This window comes from Mesobacillus stamsii (assembly GCF_030814065.1).
Classification (GTDB): Bacteria; Bacillota; Bacilli; order Bacillales; family Cytobacillaceae; genus Mesobacillus; species Mesobacillus stamsii.
In genome coordinates this window covers 21758-37738 of sequence record NZ_JAUSUN010000006.1, presented here as the reverse complement: position 1 = coordinate 37738, position 15981 = coordinate 21758, and the positions used below count along the sequence as shown (strand labels likewise).

Genomic DNA, 15981 nt, shown 5'->3' with positions numbered 1-15981 from the left:
CCTCCTACTATCTTTGATACCTTTATTGTAAGCGCTGTCTCTCACTAATTCATTGGTCAAACAATCAAAAAAAGACCTGAATTCATACAGATCTTTCGTGCATTTGCACAATCATTCAAGTTCATTATTAAGAAAAGACAAGTAAAGATGAAGCAAATCTGTCGTTTTTCGAGGATCCTTCCCTGTTATTTCTGTTATCTTATCTAATCTGTACCTAAGGGTGTTTCTATGGATAAAAAGCATTTTCGCAGCACTATTCATATCCCCATTCGTCTCTATCAATGCTCTTAATGATTCTGTTAATTCCCCTTTAGAATCCCTGGATTTTAGCTTTGTATAAAAGGGCTCCAAACCCTCAGTCAATCCCATATTTGAAGCAGTTAACAGGAAAACAGGCAGATAATAATCTTCATACACGAAGATATCTTTTTCAGATGCTAATTTTAAGCCTGCTTTCAAGGTAAGATCAGCCTGTTGATAAGACTTTGTCAATCCTGTTAAACTAGAATGATGTTGTCCAATGCCTATTTTAATGTATCGATCATTGGTTGACTTATAAGCATTGATCCATCCCTCTGCCAATTTTATCATTTGAAAGCCACTTTGTCCGGAAGGCATCCTCTTTAAAATTACAATTCTATCATGCTGCATCAGCAAAAGGTCATCTTTTTCTAGTCGGCTCTTTAGAAAGGGAAAGGTTTTCTTTCTGTCACGGGTCAATATAACCATCGCTGTCCGTGACAAATTCACATCAATCCCCAGACGCATGGCTCTATCCAGGAAAAGCGGATCCATCTTCCCTTCAGCATGGATGATTTGACTGACAAGCTCTTCCTTCAGCCTCTCGTCCCACTGGATTTCATTCATTAGGACTGCTTGCTGCAGACTTAGTTCAGCAGCCATCCGAACTAGTTCACCAAAACTTCTGATTTCTTCAGGAGCACCCGTAATTCCGATCACACCAACTATTTCTCCGTCAAAGCGAATAGGAAGATTGACCCCTGCCTTCACCCCATAGAAATTCTTTGCCTCTACTTCAGTAATTTCATAGCCTGATTCCTGTTTGATAACATGGACAGCACCTTCGTGTACGTCATCAATTCGGTTTGCGTCTCCTGACCCAATGATAACGCCCCGGTTATCCATTACATTGATATTTTTCCCGATAATTCCCATCGTCCTATCAACAATCTCTTGAGCCAGCTGCTTATCTAAAAAATCCATCCTATAATCCCACCTTGTACAGCACATGATATCATCTTGTCAAAGCATGTTTTACCATTATACATGATCCCAGTGTTTCCATTTTTTTAAGAGTCGCAGAAGATATTTCCGCAAATTCTCGAGCAACTTTCATCAAGTATTCGTAATACATTCACGATATCTATCACTTGTTTGCTAGGTATCTTGGTTAACAGCCAGAATTCTCCTTTTCTTAGCCAAAGTGAACTGATCCGATATAACGGCTAGTAATGTCCCGAGTATCAAGCCATTATTCAAGACGGAAACCAAAATTGGCGGAACATGGCTAAAGGCCTCTGCAGGTACAAACATCGCACCGACTCCAGCAAATAATGAGGTTCCAATAACGAACCGTGTTCTTTGTTTGTCATCTTCACGGTCGAATTCGGAAAAGGCAATTCCGATCATATTAGCAAAGATGACGAAAGTGACAGAATAGCCGACAGGTGCAGGCAAGGCTGCAAATACTGACATTACATGCGGCAGGAAGCTCGCTCCGACAATGAAAAAAGAACCAATGATGAATGGGAGCAATTTTGTAATTCCTGTCGTAGTGATAAAACCGGCTGCTCCTGAAATCGGTACAGAACCAATCGCAGAAAATACCCCTCCAAGAATCTGATTGATTCCAGCAATATAACCGCTAGCACGGTAACGATTTTCATGAGAATGGACACCCATATCATTGAGTACTTGTCCTGTTACCCTAATGCTTGCAAGCATATTGGTAATCAGCAAGAAGGTGATGAAGATGGAAGTAATCATCAGGCCGGTATCAAAAACAGGCACCCCAAAAGTCAAAATATCTGGGTAAGCAAATACAGGTCCTTCATATCGTTGAAAACCCTCATCTAGACGAAGCAGAGAAAAAAGCAACCAGCCAACACCTAAGCTAAGTAAAATTGCATATTGACTAATTAGTTTTAAGCGGTGACGTGTTAAATAAAAGGTGAACACAACTAGACACAAACTGAATAAAGCGATTGGAGGATTCACTTCATTAGTGCCCCTCCCGATCCCCATCATTCCGTTTAGAAAGGAACCACTTAATTGGATAACCAGCAGCAGCAGATAAATTCCACTTACAACAGGCGTGAACAATATTGCCAGTTTATCGATTAATTTAAAAAAGCTTAATAGAAAAAAGACCAATCCGCTCACAATCATCGCGCCCTCAAGTGCTTGAAGAGTTTCAATATTGGAAGAAAACAATGCTGTGCTTAAACCTGCATAGATGGTGAATACACCCCACCATAAACCTGCAGGTCCTTCGTTGATCGGCAGCCGGTGGCCGAACGATGCTTGCAAAAGACTTGATATTCCCAATACAAACATAGTTCTTTGAACAAGGCCGGTTGTCTGTAATTCAGTAAGCTGAAATAAATCTGCAATCGCAATCGGAGCAACAATCGAACCCGCAATGATAAAAGCCATCCACTGGATAGCAGCAACAAAAGTTTTCATATACACTTGCTCCGTTCTAAAAAATGTCTATCTATTGCTGAGCACTGATGATATTAGTCTATAATACTATTTTCATGAAAGATAGAAGAGTTTTTTATGAAATTCAAAGCCCCCAGCAATGGCTTGCCATTATCAGAAATGCGGATCCATTGACGGAAGAACTGATTTAGGAAATAGGACAAGAATTGGATGGAGTTTTCAGAAGAACGTGGTAAAATAAAAGAACCTGTAAAACCTTTAAAGGAGAGTCTTTCATGGTATTAAACGCAATTATCGTATTATTAGCTTATTTGCTTGGATCCATTCCTTCTGGATTGATCGTAGGGAAAGTCTTCTATGGAAAAGATATCCGGGAACATGGGAGCGGGAATTTGGGCGGCACTAACACTTTCCGTACGCTAGGTGTGAAAGCAGGCATGGCCGTTACTGTCGCTGATATTCTTAAAGGTACTCTTGCAGCAAGCCTTCCCTTGCTTCTCGGTGCAGACGTTCACACACTGTTGGTTGGTATTTTTGCGGTCATTGGACATATGTACCCAGTATTTGCTGGTTTTCGAGGTGGAAAAGCTGTCGCAACTTCAGGCGGAGTTCTGCTAGCTTATGTACCGATTTTATTCCTATTTACGCTAATCTTCTTTTTCATCAGCTTATACTTAACAAAATATGTTTCTCTTTCTTCTATTCTGACTGGTTTTGTTGCATTCATTTCCTCCCTATTCACTCAGGATCTCCCTCTTATCCTTGTGGTTGCGGTCCTAGCTACTTTCGTTATTTACAGGCATAGGGAAAATATTCAAAGAATACGCAAAAAAACCGAGCCAAAAATCACCTGGCTATAAACGAACTCTCGATCGATCGCCGATGAAATTGTACTACTCGAAGTGAGCTTTTATTCTTATACTCGAAAAAATCTCGGCATATCAGCTCATGGTTTGCCGGGATTTTTTTATTGTCATCCAATAGCTTATTCCAAAAACCGGATATTAGCTTTTATCTCACGGTTCTTTATAAAATATTTTTGTTCTTTATAATGAATTTTTTATTTTAAATGGTATAATTTAAATAAAATTGTCATAAATATCTTCGAAAGTAATCGAAATTTGCTGTCAGATTTCCTAGTTATTAAACGAGAACCAAATGTAAAAAAATTTTATTCAAAGAAGGGATCCCGATGAAAATGAATAATCCTTCCTCTGTCTATAGTTTTCATCCAATGGTCGATCATAAAACATTATTTAAAACCGAATTCTCATTCCATACGGATTCACACACTTTCCCTTTTGAGCCAATTCTTCCGTATGCAAAGCAGTCTATGCAAAAGGATGAAGTAGCAATAATGATGAACAAGAAAAAGCTGGAACTGGAAAGCGTCCTTCAAAATTTAAACCAAGAGATCCTTGAAAAACAACAAATGGTAAACGCATTGAAAGAGGCCTTGACCGAGGTATCAAGAAACTATCAATCTGCATCTTTAAGTTTGTTATCTGTTGGGTTAGCCCATGAAATAAGGAACCCATTAACAACCATCAAAGGGTTCATCCAATTATTAAAGCCAGATCTTCAATCCGCTGGAAAACAAGAATTGGCAGATGTAGCATTGGAGGAAATCAATCGTGCAAATGGCTTGCTAACTGAATTCCTATCTGTCTTAAAGCCGACTCCAGCAGGGAAAAAAAAGCTGGAAATAAACAGTTTAATGAAAAACATGAGGGATTTATTTTCAAGTGAAGCAATCCTGAAGGGTGTCGACTTAAGCGTCGAACTTGCGGAAGAAGAACTTTTTATCATGGCAGAAGAGAATACCGTAAAACAAGTGCTCGTCAATTTATTGAAAAATGCACTAGAGGCTGTGGAAGGAAGCGGGAGAACCGATGGATCTGTTAAAATAATTGCTGGAAGAAAAGCTGATTATGCGCTGATCCGTGTCATTGATAACGGCATTGGAATCGATGAATGGTGCATAGAGAAAATTTTCACTCCTTTTTTTACGACAAAGGCAGAAGGAACAGGCATTGGATTGGCAATTAGCAAACAATTAATTGAAAATCATGGCGGTGAAATGAGTGTCGTTAGCGAATTTTCGAGCACAACATTTACGATTTCATTACCCACCCTTTTATAACCTGCTTTCGATTAGTCGAAAAATTGTCAAATTATACCCAATCAATAGGTAGGATTGTTGCTAAAATAAAGAAAAGAGCACAGGAAAGAAGGCGAACTGGTATGGAAGAAGAAGTTATAAAGCTGACAGACCAATATGTATATTCAACCACAACAGCTGATGTAACGACTTCAGATGACTTTATCGTTGAACTTTTGGCTGATTTCCACGAAACAACAAATCCAAAGATTATCAAGATCAAGAACCTGGATGAGCTAATGGATTTTATCGAAACAATGGATAGCGAATAACATGCGGCTCTGGAACGAGTCGCATTTCCTTTTTTCAGTAAAAACTTCTATATTTCACACAAATTCTATACTATATTATCTTTAGAAGCACAAAATAGATAGGACTCATCAGTTATTGGGGAGATTTTAAATGAAAAAAAAGAAGCAAACCTTCTTGGCTATGACGATTATTTCCGGATTAAGTATTTTATTAGGAATCCTAACCTTCCAAATATCTCATGAAGCACAGGCAAAAAAACCAATTTTGAATGTCCAACAAAAAAACCATTCAATGAGAAGCATCGATGTAGCGGGGAAAAATTTTCAAGAAACCGTAAAATTAGGGGCGATTGGCGACATCCTGATCCATGACACTGTTTATGAAAGCGCTCACTCTTCTTCAGGGTATGATTTTAAGCCGGTGCTAACGAATGTTAAACAGCTGTTAACAGATCCTGATCTCCTCTTGGCTAATCAGGAAACCATTCTGGGCGGAGTCGAAATCGGTTTGTCCAGTTACCCAGCTTTCAATAGTCCTGTTGAAATTGGGGATGCACTACTAGATGCGGGTGTCGATATTGTTTCCAATGCCAATAATCATTCGCTGGATCGTTCTGAAAAAGGGGTTTTGACATCCATACGAAATATGGAAGCTGCCGGTCTGCCTTATGTTGGTTCCTTCAAGGATGATGCCGATCAACAGAAAGTAAGGGTATTGACTAAAAACGGAATAAAAGTTTCTTATTTGTCATACACCTATGGGACAAATGGGATTCCGGTTCCATTTGGCAAAGACTATCTCGTCAACCTGATCGACCGCGAAGCAATGAAGGAGGAAATTCATCGTGCCAAAGCAGCATCGGATGTGGTCGTCATGAGCATCCATTGGGGGAATGAGTACCAACGGTTTCCAACAGGAGATCAAAAAAAACTTGCCCAGTTTCTAATCGACCAAGGGGTAGATATCATTTTTGGACACCATCCGCACGTCCTACAGCCAATGGAATGGTTGACCGCCTCAGATGGCAGGAAGGGACTTGTTGTATATTCTCTTGGCAATTTCCTATCAGGACAAATGTGGGATTACAAAGATATCGGCGGCCTCGCAACGGTAGAGATTACAAAGCGCATTACCCCTGATGGAAAGGTAATTGCATTACATAATCCGGAATTCCTTCCTACCTTCGTTTCCAGCAGCAAACAAAAACATTACAGAGTCGTACCATTGAAAGAAGCAGGAAGGTTTGGCCTTGCAGACGCAGAAAATAAATATAACGAAATCATGCATCATATGACGCAATTACTAAAAAAATAACTCTATTAAGGTTACCGTCAGGAAAATGCTTTTACAACGTTAAGCCCGTTTTCAAGACGATTAACTGGATTTTTTGAAAGATACGATACGGTTTGTCCCCCCTTCATCGGCAAAGTGTCCATATCTGCCCTCAATGCCAGCGTTTTTTCTCCAGTTTTTCTGTTCACATCCCCTGCCACACTTGGTGGTTGGAAACTCAAGATTTTAATCCCAAGAGTCTCGAGCCTCTCTCGGATATAGTTACTCGTTTCATTTTCCTGACCAGACAGCTCCGGATGCTGATGTAGATAGCGAAGGTCCTCCACAGCCTGTTTCATATATGTTCCGATAGATAATTCATCCTAGTTTATATCAAACTTATAAATATACAAATTGATCAGGGTGATTATACACCTTTGCTTTTTAAAAATGAATAGCAAGAGCTTTTTCACTACAAATCTGCATTAACATAATGACATTTTCCCTATAATTCTAGACTAGTAGTAATTTCATTTTTATGCATCCATTTTAATTTTGTAATTCATCAATTTTAAGGTATACTTAAAAACATATTTTCAGCTAAAAGCAGGAGGTGAACCCATTGGTTTATAGTTTCCAGCCATTAGGAGACAATGCCATCATGATCGAATTGGGCAAAGACATTCATATACAAACTCAGCAAAAAGTGCAATTCATTGCCTCTATTTTGGATAATCATACAAAAGATTGGATGATTGAATACATTCCTGCGTTTACTACTGTTACCTTATTTTACGATCCTTTTAAGATAATGAGACATGCGAAAAAAGGGGAACTTCCTTATAACTATGTTCGTTCCTGGCTTGAGTCTTTCTTAACTGGTGTTGCTGTTGAAAACAAAATCACTCAGAGAATGATTGAAATTCCAGTTTGTTATGGTGGTGAATTGGGACCTGACCTAGAGTTTGTTGCTCGGCATAATAATTTATCTGAAGATGAGGTTATCCAGCTCCATTCTGCTGGAGATTATCTTGTCTATATGATTGGTTTTGCGCCAGGCTTCCCATATATAGGAGGTATGTCGGAGAAGATAGCAACACCAAGAAAAGAAACACCTCGGCTGAAAATTCCTCCGAGATCGGTAGGAATTGCCGGTAAACAAACAGGTGTCTATCCAATCGAAACACCAGGCGGCTGGCAGTTAATCGGCCGGACTCCTCTCGAGCTGTTCCGCCCAGAGAAGCACCCGCCTACTCTCCTGCGCCCCGGAGATCGTATACGCTTTTATCCGATCAGTTATGAAGAATACTTGGAACTTGGAGGAGATAAGGAATGATAAGAGTCTTAAAACCGGGTCTTCTCACAAGTGTTCAAGATTTAGGAAGATACGGGTATCAAAAATATGGTGTCATTGCAAGTGGTGTGATGGATCAGCTCGCGCACCGGCTTGCGAATATTCTCGTCGGCAATCAGGAAAATGAGGCAACTCTTGAAATTACCTTATTAGGACCTGTTATTCAATTTGAGAAGGATGCTCTAATCGCCATTTGTGGCGGTGATTTATCGCCAACGATTGATGGGATTCCCATTAAAATGTGGCGGCCAATTTACATAAAAAAAGGCGCTTTATTAAGTTTTGGCCAAGCAGCTAATGGTGCAAGATCCTATCTCGCAGTCGCAGGAGGATTTGATATTCCAGAAGTTATGGACAGTAAATCTACTTACTTAAGGGCAAATATTGGCGGATACCAAGGACGCGCACTAAGGTCAGGTGATTTAATCCCATTTGACCCCCTAGGAAAATTTTCTCAGCAGAAGCTAGAGTTTCTTTGTGGAAAAGCTGGATCTGAGCTTTTCACAGAGATGGATTGGTCCGTTTCATCAGATTTGATTCCTTTGCATAGACGCGACCCATCCATTCGGGTAATCAGAGGCAGGCAGTTCGATTTATTTTCAGAAGAAAGTAAGACTAACATATTTAACGAAGCCTTTTTCGTTACCCCCCAATCAGATAGGATGGGTTATCGACTAACAGGTGCTTTTTTGCAATTGAAAAAACCGGCAGAAATGGTTTCCGAAGCGGTCAGTTTTGGAACTATTCAAGTTCCTTCTGAAGGAAATCCAATCATCCTGCTGGCAGACAGGCAAACAACCGGTGGCTACCCAAAAATCGGACAGATTGCTACTGTCGATTTGCCTCTGATCGCGCAAGCAAAACCAGGGGACCATATCCGCTTTAAGGAAATAAGCCATGAAGATGCGCAGACCCTCTACCTTGAGAGAGAGAGAATTATTAATAAGCTTAGACAGGGAATTTTATTAAAATTCAAATAGGAGGAATATGATTATGGCAAAGGTTGATATTAATTGTGACATGGGTGAAAGTTTCGGAGCCTACACTCTTGGCAGGGATGCAGAAATTCTCGAATACGTGACCTCTGCCAATATCGCCTGCGGATTTCATGCCGGGGATCCAGCTACGATGAGGAAAACGGTAAAATTAGCGCTTGAAAAAAATGTTGGCATTGGCGTGCATCCAGGTCTTCAAGATTTAGTTGGCTTTGGAAGAAGAGAAATTAATTTATCAGCTCAAGAGGCGTACGATCTTGTAGTCTACCAAATAGGCGCACTATCTGGCTTTGTCAAAAGTGAAGGCGGCCAAATTCAGCATGTTAAGCCTCATGGCGCCCTTTTTAATATGGCTGCAAAAAATGCCAAGCTGGCAGAAGCGATTGCGGAAGCTGTATATAAAGTCGATCCGCAAATGATCTTTTTTGGCCTTGCCGGAAGTGAGTTAGTGAAAGCAGGAGAAAAGATTGGCCTCCGTACGGCGAGTGAAGTTTTTTCAGACCGCACCTATCAACAGGATGGCTCATTAACTTCCAGGCTGCATGCTAACGCATTGATTAAAGATCACGGGGAAGCTGTCAAACAAGTAATACGGATGGTCAAAGAAGGAATAGTCACTTCCGTTCAGGGCACCGATGTCTCGATAAAAGTGGATACTGTCTGCATTCATGGAGATGGAGAAAGTGCTCTTGATTTTGCGAAACATATAACTGCAGCTTTAAACGAGGCTGGCATTTCTATTGCCAAAATTAGCAGCTTTATTGAATAAACTATTTTTAGGAGGCAACAAGGATGGAGAAAAAATCAACCGCCAGTTTACTGCTTGGTGCTGCATTCCTGATGGCAACGTCGGCAATTGGTCCTGGGTTCCTTACTCAAACAACTGTATTTACACAATCACTGATGGCAAGCTTTGGATTTGTCATTTTCATTTCTATCATTATCGATATTGGCGCACAGATGAATATTTGGAGGATTATAGCGGTATCCGAGAAACGTGCTCAGGATATTGCCAACGATGTCTTGCCTGGGTTGGGGCATTTTCTCGCTGCACTTGTTGTTGCAGGGGGACTTGCCTTTAATATTGGCAATATTGCCGGAGCAGGTCTTGCCGTAAACGTCTTGTTCGGCTTGTCAGCTAAAACAGGTGCTTTATTAAGCGGAATCGTAGCGATTGGAATCTTCCTCGTCCGCGAAGCCGGAAAAGTAATGGACAGATTTGCTCAAATTATGGGTTTTGTGATGATTATTTTGACTATTTTTGTTATGTTCACAGCTGATCCGCCTGTGGGGGAAGCCGTTGTAAAAACCTTTGTTCCTGATAGAATCGACCTTCTAGCAATCGTAACCCTTGTAGGTGGAACTGTCGGAGGATATATTACATTTGCAGGAGGACACCGGTTATTGGACGCAGGTATAAAAGGCCGTGAAGCTTTGCCTGAAGTAACCAAGAGTGCAGTAACTGCCATTGGGATTGCCTCCATCATGAGGATCTTCCTGTTCCTTGCTGCATTTGGAATCGTCGCTCAAGGTCTTGCTATCGACCCGGCAAATCCGCCTGCTTCCGTTTTTCAGCATGCTGCAGGCAATGTTGGCTATAAAATTTTCGGAGTTGTAATGTGGGCTGCTGCAGTTACTTCGGTTGTTGGTGCTGCATACACTTCGGTTTCGTTCATTCAGACACTGAGCAAGACGGTTGCAAAACATCATAACTTGACGATTGTTACATTTATAGCCATTTCTACTCTCGTATTTGTCTTAATAGGACAACCGGTAAAGATTTTGGTCCTTGTCGGCTCCTTCAATGGCCTGATTCTTCCAATCGCCTTAGGGGTAATGTTGATTGCAGCTTACAAGACAAAAATTGTCGGCGACTATAAGCACCCGCTCTGGATGACAATTTTTGGAGCGATCATCGTCATCGCCATGACTATTATGGGCGGTTACACACTGATTAATGGAATACCTCAGTTATTTAAATAACAAAGATGCAAATCGTTATATGGACGAATACAACCTTATGGCAACAAACTCAACACCGCAAAAAAGTGCATAATGGACCCAGCTAGAACAAACAAATGCCATATTGCATGATGGTAATGGAAACCGCGCCAGACGTAAAAGACTGCTCCTACAGTATACAGAACGCCTCCAATTACTAGAAAGAGCAGTCCTTGTGATGAAAGATTCTCTGTCAGTGATCCCCAAGCAAATACGATCAGCCAGCCCATAATGATATATAGCACTGTGGATGTATGCAAAAATCGTTTGACAAACAGAGATTTAAACACCGTTCCCGCGATGGAAATCCCCCAGACGATTCCGAACAGCGTCCATCCTAAAACCCCTTTTACCACAAGGAAAAGGAATGGTGTGTAAGTTCCAGCAATGAAGAAATAAATCGATGAGTGGTCCATGATTTCAAAAAAATCCTTTGCTTTTCCCGGTGGAAAGCTATGAACGAGGGTGGATGATGTATATAGCAGGAACATGGTCGCACCGAATATGGTGAAACTGACGACATGCCACACTGTGCCATACAATGAAGCAAATACGATTAGGATAACGAGAGCTGCGATGCTTAGTAGTCCACCTATTCCGTGGATGATTGCGTTCGCGATTTCCTCTTTCTTCGTAAAAGTATGTACATTTGCCATTTTTCTTACTCCTTTTCTCTATTTGAAAAAACGGTCTGTTGATCCGTTTCCACTGCATTCATTCGAAAATAAGTATATCATTTATAGCTTTTAACAACGCAAGGATTTGATGTCTGGGAAGTGTCGGTTGAAGGCTTATTTTTTCGGTAATACGTAAAGTTTTTGTGTAGCTCGAGTGACTTGATCGTCGAGTCGCTTGCTTGCGCTTTTCTTACGTTCAAACATAAAAGCTGCCGGACTTCTCTAGCTCGGCAGCTTTCTAAAACTATTCTGCATTGTTGCTGGACTGATCGTTCTTTTCACTATAATTAAACAGTGACCGATCAACAGGAACAAAATCTTTCGGAGTGTAGAATCGTAAAAGGTCACCCTCTACGACCTTATCGGAGTAATTCAAGATTGTCTCAGCGATTTCCTTTTGATGCTTCGCTTCTTCTGTTTCCTCTATCACAGTTCCGGTTATTGAATCATAATACTTGCCATTAAGGTAAGAGACAGTTGGACTCACGAAATCTCCATTTCGAAATGGTATTAGTTCATCGTGTTCTTCTGAAAGTAAGTCTGTACCCATTTGCAGGTAAGGCTTTGTGTCAATCCCTAATAAATGCATAAGAGTTGGCAGCAAGTCGATTTGTCCGCCGTATTCATGCATCGTGCCTCCCTGAACTCCAGGTACACGGATCAATAACGGTACCCGCTGAAGGCCTGCACTTTCAAAAGTAGTAATTTCTGTGCCCAATACTTGTTCCATCGCCTTGTTATGATTGTCGGATATCCCGTAATGGTCTCCGTACATAATTACTACAGTGTTATCATATAACCCTGTTTCTTTTAGATAGTCAAAAAACTCTTTTAATGCCTCATCAGCATACCGCGCTGTCTGGAAGTATGAATCAACGGATGGATCTCCGGTTGTATGAGGTTCAATGGTTGTTTTCTCCTGGTCCATTTTATAAGGAAAATGGTTGGACACGGTAATGAACTTTGTGTAAAACGGCTGTGGCAATGACTCGAGTAAAGGCTGGGATTGTTTTAGAAACGGCTTATCCATTAACCCATACTCAGCAAGGTCCTCTTCATTCAATGTGTAGTAGCTTGAATCAAAGAAATTGTCATACCCAAACGATTTATAAATTTCATCACGGTTCCAGAATGACCCGTTATTTCCATGGAAAACAGCAGATGTGTACCCGTTTTGACCTAAAATGGCAGGCGCTGCTTGATACGTATTCATCCCTTTCGTAGAAAAGGCAGATCCTTGCGGCAGACCATATAGCGAATTCTCGAGAAGGAATTCGGCATCAGATGTCTTCCCCTGGGCTGTTTGATGAAAAAAGTTTTCAAAGTACAGGGTATTGGCATCTCTTGTTAAAGAGTTCAAGAACGGCGTTACTTCTTCTCCATGAAGTTGATAATCAATCAAGAAATTTTGCATGGATTCAAGGTGGAAGTATACCACATTCATTCCTTTTGCTGCACCAAAGTATTCAGGATTTGGTTTTGCGTAATGTGTTCTCTGGTAATTAAGGATTTCCGTTAAATCATCCGTACTTGCCATCGCCCGTTCCATGGAGCCATTGACACTCTGAACAGCATCATAAATGGTGTAGTTGTACACCCCCAAATACTTAACAATATAGTTGCGATCGAACGTTCTTGTCAGCAATTGTGGCCGATCCTTTTCTGCTAGTCCCAAGTTCACTGACATGATCAGGATGGAAGTGATAAATACGGCCGAAATACTCCTGCGATTTACCATTCCGGTCGTACGCTCTTTTTTGAAGATCAAACCAACAGCGAGAACAATGAACGTGTCCAGAAATAATAAAAAGTCATATGGTTTTAACAGAGATGACACACTCGAGCTTACATCGCCAAAGTTTTGTGTCTGCGAAATGGTCGGAATCGTAATGAAATCACTAAAAAACCGGTAATACACCACGTTTGAAAACAATAAGAAACTCAAAATAAAGTCAAACACAATGAGCCATAGGAATTTTCTATTCCTTGATAACAAGGAAAATCCTAAAAATAACATAACCGAACCTAACGGATTCAAAAATAATAGAAATTCTTGTAAATTATTATTCAAGCCTAGTTTGAATTCTAAGTGTTGTACTAAATATGTTTTCATCCATAATAAAACAACAGCTAAAAAGAAAAGGCCCAAGTGATTATTTTTTATTTTTTTGTACACCTTTTTCTCCCCGCTTTCTTTCTTCCTACTTTGTGAGCCATTTAATAATTCTATAAGATTGTTAAGTTAATGTAAAGTGATTTAATATTCTATTTACAAAACAGACACCTTTGTGATTAAACGCAAAAAAAGCAAGCATTAAGGAACGCTTGCTCTCTTTTCCATATATACACCTTTTTCTGCCTTTCCAAACATCGAGCTGATAAAGGAAACGAACCCTTTTTAGAATTCCCAGTCTGTTAACTTGGCTACTCCCCTACCATACCGTCCTTGTCTGCATCGTACATATAAGGATATAACCAATGATCCGAGGTAATTGGCATACGAAAACCTGCTGCTTTCGCTTCTTTAATCGTTACCTGTCCATTTCCATTTGTATCAACACTTGAAACATCGCCGTTTGTGATTGAACTAGTTGATTCAGAAGGCACACTGCCTGTTAATCCAAGCGATACATTTACTTCATCAGGGTTAACATTGTCAAATGTATCCATGATCTTATTCCCTTTTACTGTATAGGTATACTGATAATGGGAAGGAATCTGCGTTTCCGTATTCGGATAGGTGATAATCGCTTCAAAATTAGTGGCTCCTCCCGCACTGCGGATCACCTCTTCCATATAAGCTTGATCACCATGACGGTTTAGCGTACTATCCTGCGGGGTAATATTATAGGCATTTGATACCCCACCAAGTGCATCAGCAATGACATGCCCTTCATCTAATACAGCGCTCTCTACACCAGGGACCTTTGCCTCATCAGCGTAGTATCTGCCGGAAGATAACACAGCTTCGATCTTGTCATCTTGCAGTATGATTTCAGCAGCAATGACTCGAACCAGTTGTCCATATTCATTAGTAAAAGCCCAATATTCTCGGTCCCCATACCCAATGTCGACGACGACGTTCGGTTCACGATCTCCAGACAAATCACCGCCATCCACTTCAATAAATTTGTATCCTGAGAACTGTTCTTTATTTGCCTGAGTAGGAGTTTCCTCTACTACTGGTTCATCCACCATTTGCGGGTTTTTAACACGATCCGGAGTAACTGTCGTTTCTTCTTGTGAATTTTTATCTTGATCCGCAATCGAGGCATTTTCGACATTGGCACAACCAACCAAAGAAATAATTGTGAAAAGCAATAGTACATAATGCATTTTCTTTTTCATTTTTTAGACTCTCCTAAACTAGGTTACAAGTGAGCATTCGTTTTACATTGTAAGCTTATTGTTAATAGTATATTCCTATTTTACCATTTTTTCAGTGGAATCTATTTTTATCTTCTTGAACATACTTGGAAACGTGTTTTCCATGAGATTGGATTCCCCTTCTTTCGAATTTCGATAGCAAATAATGGACCTATCGTCTATCCTGCCTTATAGTGTAAGTATTAAGTAAATTCTAAAAACAGGAGGCCTTTATATGGAATATCGGCGTTTAGGCAATACCGGATTGAAAGTAAGTGAAATAAGTCTTGGAAGCTGGCTTACATATGGTGGGTATGTGGAAGAGCAGAATGCCGTAAATTCGATTGATTTAGCGTATGAGTCAGGCATTAATTTCTTTGATACGGCCAATGTCTATATTAGGGGCGAAGCCGAAAAAGTAGTCGGGAAAGCATTGTCCAAGTATCCTAGAAGTTCGTATGTATTAGCAACAAAGGTTTTTGGCAAAATGGGAGAGGGTCCGAACGATCAGGGGCTTTCACGAAAGCATATTATCGAGCAATGCGATGCTAGTTTGGAGCGGCTTGGCTTAGACTACATCGATATCTATTATTGCCATCGCTATCATCCTGAAACTCCACTGGAAGAAACTTTGCGTGCCCTTGACGATCTCGTAAGGCAGGGAAAGGTTCTCTATCTTGGAGTCAGCGAATGGACAGCTGAACAAATTACCGAAGCGGTCCATTTGGCTGATAAAAAACTGCTCGACAGAATTGTCGTTAACCAGCCAAATTACAGTATGCTTCACCGAAACATAGAAAACGAAATTATTCCTATCAGTGAAAAACATGGAATCGGTCAGGTTGTTTTCTCTCCTCTAGCACAAGGCGTGTTAACAGGTAAGTATTCAAAAGACAAGCTGGCACCAGAGGGAAGCCGTGCAGCACAACAAAATACTAATATGTCCCATATCCTCACACAACAAAACCTTGACAAAGTGGAACAGTTAAAATCCGTTGCCGCTGAAGAGAATGTAACGTTGGCGCAACTTGCTATTGCCTGGATTTTAAGACAATCAAACGTATCAAGTGCCATTGTAGGTGCAAGCCGCCCGCAACAGCTGGAGGAAAACGTCAAGGCATCCGGCATTAAATTATCCCATGATGCACTACAGAAAATCAATGAAATCCTTATTAACTAATACAGAAAGCGCAAGCGTTACCAACAACTAGATAATTT

15 protein-coding genes are annotated in these 15981 nt (G+C 40.6%); 9 read left to right on the top strand and 6 right to left on the bottom strand.

All coding sequences use genetic code 11. From position 1 onward, the window contains the following. Positions 1 to 111: 111 nt before the first annotated feature. Together J2S25_RS06705 and J2S25_RS06700 are read right to left on the bottom strand one after the other, a co-directional pair. On the bottom strand, positions 112 to 1224 hold the full coding sequence (locus J2S25_RS06705; protein WP_044391192.1) for a sugar diacid recognition domain-containing protein: 1113 nt from the start codon (positions 1222 to 1224) through the stop codon (positions 112 to 114). Between the two features lie 174 nt (positions 1225 to 1398). Further along, positions 1399 to 2706, bottom strand: coding sequence for a purine/pyrimidine permease (locus tag J2S25_RS06700; RefSeq protein ID WP_044391194.1), 1308 nt, complete (start codon positions 2704 to 2706; stop codon positions 1399 to 1401). 254 nt (positions 2707 to 2960) lie between these two features. Between J2S25_RS06700 and plsY the strand changes: the two genes are divergently transcribed. From plsY to J2S25_RS06680, 4 genes are all read left to right on the top strand, one after another. Continuing rightward, positions 2961 to 3545, top strand: a complete 585-nt coding sequence (gene plsY, locus J2S25_RS06695; protein WP_044391195.1) for a glycerol-3-phosphate 1-O-acyltransferase PlsY — start codon at positions 2961 to 2963, stop codon at positions 3543 to 3545. A gap of 332 nt (positions 3546 to 3877) precedes the next feature. Then, the gene (locus tag J2S25_RS06690; protein WP_052806938.1) at positions 3878 to 4828 is read left to right on the top strand and encodes a two-component system sensor histidine kinase NtrB; all 951 of its coding nucleotides are present in this window, start codon (positions 3878 to 3880) and stop codon (positions 4826 to 4828) included. Positions 4829 to 4929: 101 nt separating this feature from the next. Next, the gene (locus J2S25_RS06685) at positions 4930 to 5118 is read left to right on the top strand and encodes a hypothetical protein (RefSeq protein WP_044391196.1); all 189 of its coding nucleotides are present in this window, start codon (positions 4930 to 4932) and stop codon (positions 5116 to 5118) included. Positions 5119 to 5248: 130 nt separating this feature from the next. Next, on the top strand, positions 5249 to 6412 hold the full coding sequence (locus J2S25_RS06680) for a CapA family protein (RefSeq protein WP_044391198.1): 1164 nt from the start codon (positions 5249 to 5251) through the stop codon (positions 6410 to 6412). A gap of 17 nt (positions 6413 to 6429) precedes the next feature. On the opposite strand, the gene J2S25_RS06675 is transcribed toward J2S25_RS06680, so the two are convergent. Further along, complete coding sequence (locus J2S25_RS06675) at positions 6430 to 6729, bottom strand: zinc-binding metallopeptidase family protein (RefSeq protein ID WP_044391201.1); 300 nt, start codon at positions 6727 to 6729, stop codon at positions 6430 to 6432. A 263-nt stretch (positions 6730 to 6992) separates the two neighbouring features. Here J2S25_RS06675 and pxpB point away from each other — a divergent pair, with 263 nt between their 5' ends. The 4 genes from pxpB to J2S25_RS06655 are packed head-to-tail and all read left to right on the top strand — an operon-like array spanning position 6993 to position 10702. After that, a complete protein-coding gene (gene pxpB, locus J2S25_RS06670; protein ID WP_084221704.1) occupies positions 6993 to 7706 on the top strand; it encodes a 5-oxoprolinase subunit PxpB in 714 nt (237 codons plus the stop codon). Further along, a complete protein-coding gene (locus J2S25_RS06665) occupies positions 7703 to 8704 on the top strand; it encodes a 5-oxoprolinase subunit C family protein (RefSeq protein ID WP_044391203.1) in 1002 nt (333 codons plus the stop codon). The genes pxpB and J2S25_RS06665 overlap by 4 nt, the downstream gene beginning before the upstream one ends. 13 nt (positions 8705 to 8717) lie before the next feature. Continuing rightward, on the top strand, positions 8718 to 9488 hold the full coding sequence (locus tag J2S25_RS06660) for a LamB/YcsF family protein (RefSeq protein WP_307191560.1): 771 nt from the start codon (positions 8718 to 8720) through the stop codon (positions 9486 to 9488). 23 nt (positions 9489 to 9511) lie between these two features. Then, positions 9512 to 10702 carry an NRAMP family divalent metal transporter gene (locus J2S25_RS06655; RefSeq protein WP_044391207.1) on the top strand — a complete coding sequence of 397 codons (1191 nt, stop codon included), beginning with the start codon at positions 9512 to 9514 and terminating at the stop codon, positions 10700 to 10702. Between the two features lie 35 nt (positions 10703 to 10737). On the opposite strand, the gene trhA is transcribed toward J2S25_RS06655, so the two are convergent. The 3 genes from trhA to J2S25_RS06640 all read right to left on the bottom strand — a co-directional run bounded on the left by trhA (position 10738) and on the right by J2S25_RS06640 (position 14745). Continuing rightward, entirely contained in the window at positions 10738 to 11376 is a 639-nt protein-coding gene (trhA, locus tag J2S25_RS06650) for a PAQR family membrane homeostasis protein TrhA (protein ID WP_044391209.1), read from the bottom strand. Positions 11377 to 11641: 265 nt separating this feature from the next. Beyond that, a complete protein-coding gene (gene ltaS / locus J2S25_RS06645) occupies positions 11642 to 13573 on the bottom strand; it encodes a lipoteichoic acid synthase (protein ID WP_500684432.1) in 1932 nt (643 codons plus the stop codon). A gap of 248 nt (positions 13574 to 13821) precedes the next feature. Then, positions 13822 to 14745 carry a DNA/RNA non-specific endonuclease gene (locus tag J2S25_RS06640; RefSeq protein ID WP_044391212.1) on the bottom strand — a complete coding sequence of 308 codons (924 nt, stop codon included), beginning with the start codon at positions 14743 to 14745 and terminating at the stop codon, positions 13822 to 13824. A gap of 253 nt (positions 14746 to 14998) precedes the next feature. Between J2S25_RS06640 and J2S25_RS06635 the strand changes: the two genes are divergently transcribed. After that, positions 14999 to 15943 carry an aldo/keto reductase family protein gene (locus tag J2S25_RS06635; protein ID WP_044391214.1) on the top strand — a complete coding sequence of 315 codons (945 nt, stop codon included), beginning with the start codon at positions 14999 to 15001 and terminating at the stop codon, positions 15941 to 15943. Positions 15944 to 15981: the final 38 nt, after the last annotated feature.